The sequence below is a fragment of the Rhizobacter sp. P2_G4 genome (assembly GCF_056403575.1).
This window is the reverse complement of sequence record NZ_JBFUFG010000027.1, coordinates 1-5,485: the sequence shown is the minus strand read 5'-3', so window position 1 is coordinate 5,485 and position 5,485 is coordinate 1. Positions and strand designations below refer to the sequence as shown.

The window sequence follows — 5,485 nt, the reverse complement described above, 5'->3', positions numbered from 1 at the left end:
CTCATGAACCATCTACATCGCCTGCGAGACCGTCTCTGCGCATTCATCTGCTTCGCTGCAGCGGCCTTTGCTCCGCCATCCGCATCTGCTTGGGGTCGGGAAGGTCATGAAATCGTTGCTGAGCTGGCCGAGCGGCAGTTGACCTCTGAGGCCAAGGCCGAGTTGCATCGCTTGCTCGCACTTGAACCCGAACTCACATTGGCAGCTGCATCAACATGGGCTGACACCCATCGCTCGAGCACCACGGGGCCCTGGCACTACGTGAACTTCCCGCGAGACTCATGCAGATATCAAGAGGCACGCGACTGCCCCAGCGGCCAATGCGTTGTTGGCGCCATCGAGAGACAGACCAGGGTTCTCGCGTCCTCAGCCATCGACGAAGAGCGATTGAAAGCACTGAAGTACATCATCCATTTCGTGGCTGACGTCCATCAGCCTTTGCACGCGGGGTACGCCGACGACAAAGGTGGCAACAAGTTTCAGCTTCAAGCGTTCGGTCGAGGAACCAATCTTCATGCGCTGTGGGATGCCGGACTCGTCGAGAACCGTGTGAATGGGCCTCAGGGGTTGCGTGCCGAGTTGGCCGCAGAGCTGAAGACGAATGGCTCGAGCCGACCGCTCGCACCTGCTCAATGGGCCGAAGAGTCCTGTCGCGTCGTGCAGCGCGATGACTTCTATCCGAGCACTCACAAGATAGCTACTGAATACCTGCAGATGCACGACGTGACACTCAAGTCCAGGCTACTTGCCGCAAGTCGCCGTTTGGCCGCTGTTCTAAACGACTCGCTGGTGCCAAAGTAGCCGATGGCGTGGACCCCATTCCTCCGCCGTCTGCCGTAAGCGGCTTTCGCTTTCACCAGATGGTTTCAGCACAGGAAGGTCCACGTCGGTCGACCGTCTTCTGAAGGGCTTGAAGTGACACTGAACCGCATTGTTCGCGGAGCGATTCACGATTCATCCCGATATGCAACCACGCCATCCTGAGATTGCCTACTGGTACCACTTAAGCTATGTGTTAGCTTTTTAAGGCTCTCAGAAGTATGGCCCGCTCCGAGATTGAACGACAAGAACCAACGTTTGCGATGTCGCAAGCCGACAAGCAGACGAATCCCTTCGCGCCGCCACGCTCCCAGGTGGAGCTCAATGCCAAGAGCGGGAAGCTTCTGCCGCACCAGAAAGCCGGCAGGGTCATCCGTCTCATGGCTGGCCTTGGTGCAATTGCGGTGGTTGGCATCGGCGCGGCCGTGCTGTCGCCTGCGGTATCTAGAGGAACTTCACTCCCTCTGGCGTTGGTCTTGATGCTTGGCATCTGCGTTGCGCTGGTTGTCGCACTCTTCTTCGTGGGAAGCGCTGTCATGCGCTACAAAACGTGGGGCCGCTACGCCGGCATCGCATACGGAGTGCTATCGCTTGCTGGATTTCCACTTGGCACGCTTATCGGGGCTTACATTCTTTGGCAGCTTGTATTCGGCTGGGCTGAAGGACGGGCGGAGGTCTAAATCACAAGTGAAATCCCGGGCGCCGTTTAATGCTCCGGAACGCAACTGAAATGCAATCTCGCAACCCGTTTGAGCCGCCACAGGCAAAGCTCGAGACTTCAGCGGGAGGTAACCGGCCCACGCACACATTTTTTCTCGCAAAACTCGCGAGTGGCCAGGCGAAGCTCTGGCACGCGTTCTGGCTGGTAGGTGTGTTTGGGCTTCTGCTTGCCTCTTTCGCACTGCTCGTGGGAGGGGACTTCTTGAGCCGTCAGCCCAATCGCGGTGGCGTTATGCGCTGGTTCTTTTTGTTCTCTTTCTACGCCTACGCGGCGTTCGCAGCACTTAGCATCTGGCGCTGCGCGAGGAACACGCGTCGGCAAGCATGGGGCGGGCTGGCTCGTGTTGTGGTTGGCTTCTTCGCCGGCGGCATCTTGTTGTTGCTGTGGCGGATAGTGGCTTCCACGTTCCTGGCGGTGTAGCTCCCCGGTGTTCCTGGGCACATCCAACATCTTGATGAGCGCTGTTGGCGAGAAGTTCGTGGGCGCGCGGGTATCCCTTTTCCTGACGCGGTGTCATTGAGGCGGTGTAGTGGACGTTGGCTTTTACCAAGAGAGAGGCTATGCCGGACCCGAATCGTTTTGCTCCGCCCACTGCAGATGTCGCGTTGCCAGAGCCGCCGCGTGTCCTCCGCGCTGAAGAACTCAATCTCGCAAACATGGCGCTAAAGCGGGCGCGCCTGGGCTTCGTAGTCTTCTTCCTGTCACTCGTCGTGCAGATATACGGAGCAAAAGGACGGCCGGAATGGACCAACCTTTTCTTGCTCTTGTATCTGCTGTCATTCGTCGCTGCCCACATCTTTCTTGGGCAGGCTGCTCGTCGCGCAGGTAGAAGTTGGGCGCTGTATGGGCTTGCTCCAATCGTCATCCCAGTGCTCGGCGGCATCATCTCGTTTGGCATATTGCGCCACTTCATTCCCGAACCATCGCCTGACCAGTAGGAACCAAGTCAATGCCCCCGCTCGTCCAAGCGTTCATTGCCACTGCACTCGTTCTTGTGCTGCACCTTCTGACGATAGGGTTCTGTGCCCGCAGGCTCGGCGTGGAGGTTCGAAGCGTGACCTACGGGGCCGGGCCAACAGTGTTTCGTCGAGGCCGCTTTCAGTTGAAGGTTTTGCCCATCGCCGGCAACGTTAAGCTGAAGGATTCAAGAGAGCAGCTGCTTCAGCCGGACCAAGTTGCCGATGCCTTTGACCATCAACCCGTATGGAAGCAGGTGCTCCTTCCTCTTGCTGGTGCGGGAAGCACGCTCCTTCTGGCCTTGCTGATTCTTGGAACCGATGCGGCGGGTAGCTTCGCCTCCGCGTTTGGGCAGATTTTTGAGGGTGCGGTGGCACCGCTTTCAGTCGCTCAATCGCAGCTACTGGCATTTGACAAGTTCGCCGCGGAGAACTCATTCGCTTTGGTGCTTGGGCTGGTGGCGACCAAGCTGGCCGCATACAACCTCATGCCATTCACCGGGTTCAACGGCGGCAATGCGCTCATGAATCTTGTGAAATGGGGAAGGCCTCAAGTCGCATGGGAAGAGCCAGTGGGACGGTGGCTTCTCGTCCCCACCGTCGCGCTTCTACTTTGCTGGACTGTTGCCCTTGTGGTCCATGTTCTCCCATGACGCAGGACATCCGATTTCGCGCAGAACTTGATGCATATCTGCAAAGCAGGAAGCCCCAGGTATGCGAGCTGGACGCCCAACCTTGGCTCTGCGAGTTCTGGCCGCTAGCGGAGCTGGAGAAATACAACCGCGAGTACCAGGTAGGGCTCTATGCTCCCGGCTACTTCGGCTTTGCAACAAGCGGAGGTGGAGAGATGTACGCGGTGTCACCTGCCGGAAAAGTCGTCTGTCTGGCGTTTGTCGGAATGTCTCCACACGAGGAGCTGGTCATAGCTGGCTCCTGGGCCGAGTTTGAAGCCATGTTGCGTCGTGCTCGGTGACCTCACATCACGAACTTGAGCGCTCCATGAGTAGTCGCACCGACGATGATTTTGAGGACTCAGACCCTGGCCTTGGCGCGGTGTGCCTTTGTCACGCACTCAGCTCGGGTATCGTCTTCTTGCCGTTTCTGCATGGCCACGAGTGGCGAGTGCTCGGCCTTCTCATCTTTGCATCGTGGGTAGTCTGGCCAATCGTCTTCACCTCCGCTTGGTTCCGCGGAGTGTCGAAGGTTGCCGCAGTGGTCTGGGCGGTGCAATCCCCGCTGATGTTGGTGCTGCTGGCTTTCATGACCGGCCGTACGTGATGGCACTGTTGAACGGGATGACTACTTGCGCTCGACGCTCGTCTCCCAGCCGTCGTAGTCCCCTTGCAATTCCTCCGCCTTGCGGTTTATCTCGATGGTCCTCGTCGTGATGTCTTCGAGCGCCRTCGTCCCGTTGTGAGTGAAGAGCACCGGGATTTTCTTCGCATCATTCATCGGCCCCACGGACTTCACCTTGTAATGATTGGCGTTCGCCCAGTCCGCAAATCTCTTGGCGTTCTGCTGCGTGAGGAAGTAAGCCCAGTGGTCAACTTGCCTTGCTCTATCTTGGCGGTCCCCGTTGCTCCGCAGTGTGTCGAGCACCTTCATGTCCCGGATAACTTGCCAGTCATCCGCGGTTGGGTACAGCTCTTTCCAGTAGCCTGCCTTGGCGTTGTCCTGTTCATAGACGTACTGCAGGTTGTACTGCGTGTCTTTGGCAACCTTCGCGACAATTTCCTTCGCCACTGATTCAGGGAAAGACACATAGAAGGAGAAGAACCGCTTGCCACTTACGGTGAGTCGGCCGACCTCCAGGCCGCCCTTGGCTGACACTTCAGAATCTAGGCCGTCTTCAACTTTGACGAGACTGGGAAACTCTTCGTTGGTCGGCATGCCGGCTGGCGTCGGATTCTTGATGACCGCCCGCACCTTGAGCAACATGGTGCGCTTGTCGTTGTCAGCGAGTTTCGCGAAACTTTGATTGAAGCTGATGAACGCTCGGGCGTCGCCCATCTGCGTTATGAAGGTCTCCCACACAGCATCCAATTCGCGCTCCTCATTCGATTATTTGTTGGACCGCACCGCTGGCGTTTAATTTAGTTGGCTCTGTACGGCGAGAAGGTCTTTCCGCCAACATTGTGCAGAACAGGTGCCCCTGTTCAATGGCATCGTCCAAGGCCACATGGGTGTGCGGAGCCTTCGAAAACCAGCGCTTGGGCATGTTCCGCTTGGTGGCGTCCCTGTACTCCACGTCAAGCATCGCCATAGCGAATGTCTTGATGTCGAGTGCTGAATGACTGAACGGACTCTCGCCGGCGAAGCGAATCAGATACCAGTAGACAAAGAGGAAGTCGTAGGCGGCAGGGTATCCGACGAAGACTGGCTTGCCGGGAAGTTGTTGGAGCCATTCGACGTAGGAGCGCATCGCTTTGTTGGGAGCACGCAGGTTCAAACGGCACGCGTTCCAAGCAGATGGATTCTTTGCCCACCATTCCATGGTGCTCGGATGGCCGCTGGCACCCTCCAAGGTCTCGAGGTTGGCATTGAAGGTGGAGTGGAGCTTGCCGTCCGGCAGGAAAGCCGCCGACCCAAAACTCAACATCGAGTGAGGGCCAGGTATCGGGCCGTCGGCCTCAATGTCTGTAGATACGTAGATTTCTGTCATCGTCAGAATTGTGCCGGAATCAGCCCGCCGTTAGCCCCACACTTCGGTCGTTAGCCAGATTCATTGACTGAAGGACGTCTAGTTTTGTCACAGGTCAATCGGCCCAAGCGGCCACGGTTGCGGCAGACACACTGTCTCCAGTTCCAGGAATGACCGCTGTTACGCCGATGAGGTGGACAAGCGGGTGGGCGACGGCAGCGGAGCGCGCAAGGAACCAAGCGTTGGCCCTGTCATCGTCAAGACCGGGCAAGGCACGGCGCGTGCAGCTTGACTTGCTCGCATTTCTTGTCAGCGAAGAACGTACTTCTGTTTCAACATTTCGATGAG

General features: G+C 57.6%; 10 protein-coding genes. 7 read left to right on the top strand and 3 right to left on the bottom strand.

Translation table 11 applies throughout. The features are described from left to right. From AC1DYS_RS32125 to AC1DYS_RS32095, 7 genes are all read left to right on the top strand, one after another. A partial coding sequence (locus tag AC1DYS_RS32125; RefSeq protein WP_477906137.1) for a S1/P1 nuclease occupies positions 1 to 801 on the top strand: 801 nt, incomplete at its 5' end. A gap of 281 nt (positions 802 to 1,082) precedes the next feature. Further along, a complete protein-coding gene (locus AC1DYS_RS32120) occupies positions 1,083 to 1,499 on the top strand; it encodes a hypothetical protein (protein WP_477906135.1) in 417 nt (138 codons plus the stop codon). Between the two features lie 50 nt (positions 1,500 to 1,549). Beyond that, positions 1,550 to 1,960, top strand: coding sequence for a hypothetical protein (locus tag AC1DYS_RS32115; protein WP_477906132.1), 411 nt, complete (start codon positions 1,550 to 1,552; stop codon positions 1,958 to 1,960). Between the two features lie 140 nt (positions 1,961 to 2,100). Further along, positions 2,101 to 2,478 (top strand): hypothetical protein, encoded by a 378-nt coding sequence (locus AC1DYS_RS32110; RefSeq protein ID WP_477906130.1) that lies wholly within the window; start codon positions 2,101 to 2,103, stop codon positions 2,476 to 2,478. Between the two features lie 11 nt (positions 2,479 to 2,489). Then, on the top strand, positions 2,490 to 3,149 hold the full coding sequence (locus tag AC1DYS_RS32105) for a site-2 protease family protein (protein ID WP_477906128.1): 660 nt from the start codon (positions 2,490 to 2,492) through the stop codon (positions 3,147 to 3,149). Then, positions 3,146 to 3,469: an SMI1/KNR4 family protein gene (locus AC1DYS_RS32100; protein WP_477906126.1), complete on the top strand. Its 324-nt coding sequence runs from the start codon at positions 3,146 to 3,148 to the stop codon at positions 3,467 to 3,469. The genes AC1DYS_RS32105 and AC1DYS_RS32100 overlap by 4 nt, the downstream gene beginning before the upstream one ends. Before the next feature lie 26 nt (positions 3,470 to 3,495). Continuing rightward, on the top strand, positions 3,496 to 3,774 hold the full coding sequence (locus tag AC1DYS_RS32095) for a hypothetical protein (RefSeq protein ID WP_477906124.1): 279 nt from the start codon (positions 3,496 to 3,498) through the stop codon (positions 3,772 to 3,774). A gap of 21 nt (positions 3,775 to 3,795) precedes the next feature. On the opposite strand, the gene AC1DYS_RS32090 is transcribed toward AC1DYS_RS32095, so the two are convergent. The 3 genes from AC1DYS_RS32090 to AC1DYS_RS32080 form a co-directional block, all read right to left on the bottom strand. After that, positions 3,796 to 4,530: a DUF695 domain-containing protein gene (locus AC1DYS_RS32090; RefSeq protein ID WP_477906139.1), complete on the bottom strand. Its 735-nt coding sequence runs from the start codon at positions 4,528 to 4,530 to the stop codon at positions 3,796 to 3,798. Between the two features lie 19 nt (positions 4,531 to 4,549). After that, positions 4,550 to 5,158, bottom strand: coding sequence for a 3'-5' exonuclease family protein (locus AC1DYS_RS32085; protein WP_477906122.1), 609 nt, complete (start codon positions 5,156 to 5,158; stop codon positions 4,550 to 4,552). A gap of 94 nt (positions 5,159 to 5,252) precedes the next feature. Next, positions 5,253 to 5,485: hypothetical protein (locus AC1DYS_RS32080; RefSeq protein WP_477906120.1), on the bottom strand; the 233-nt coding region annotated here is incomplete at its 5' end.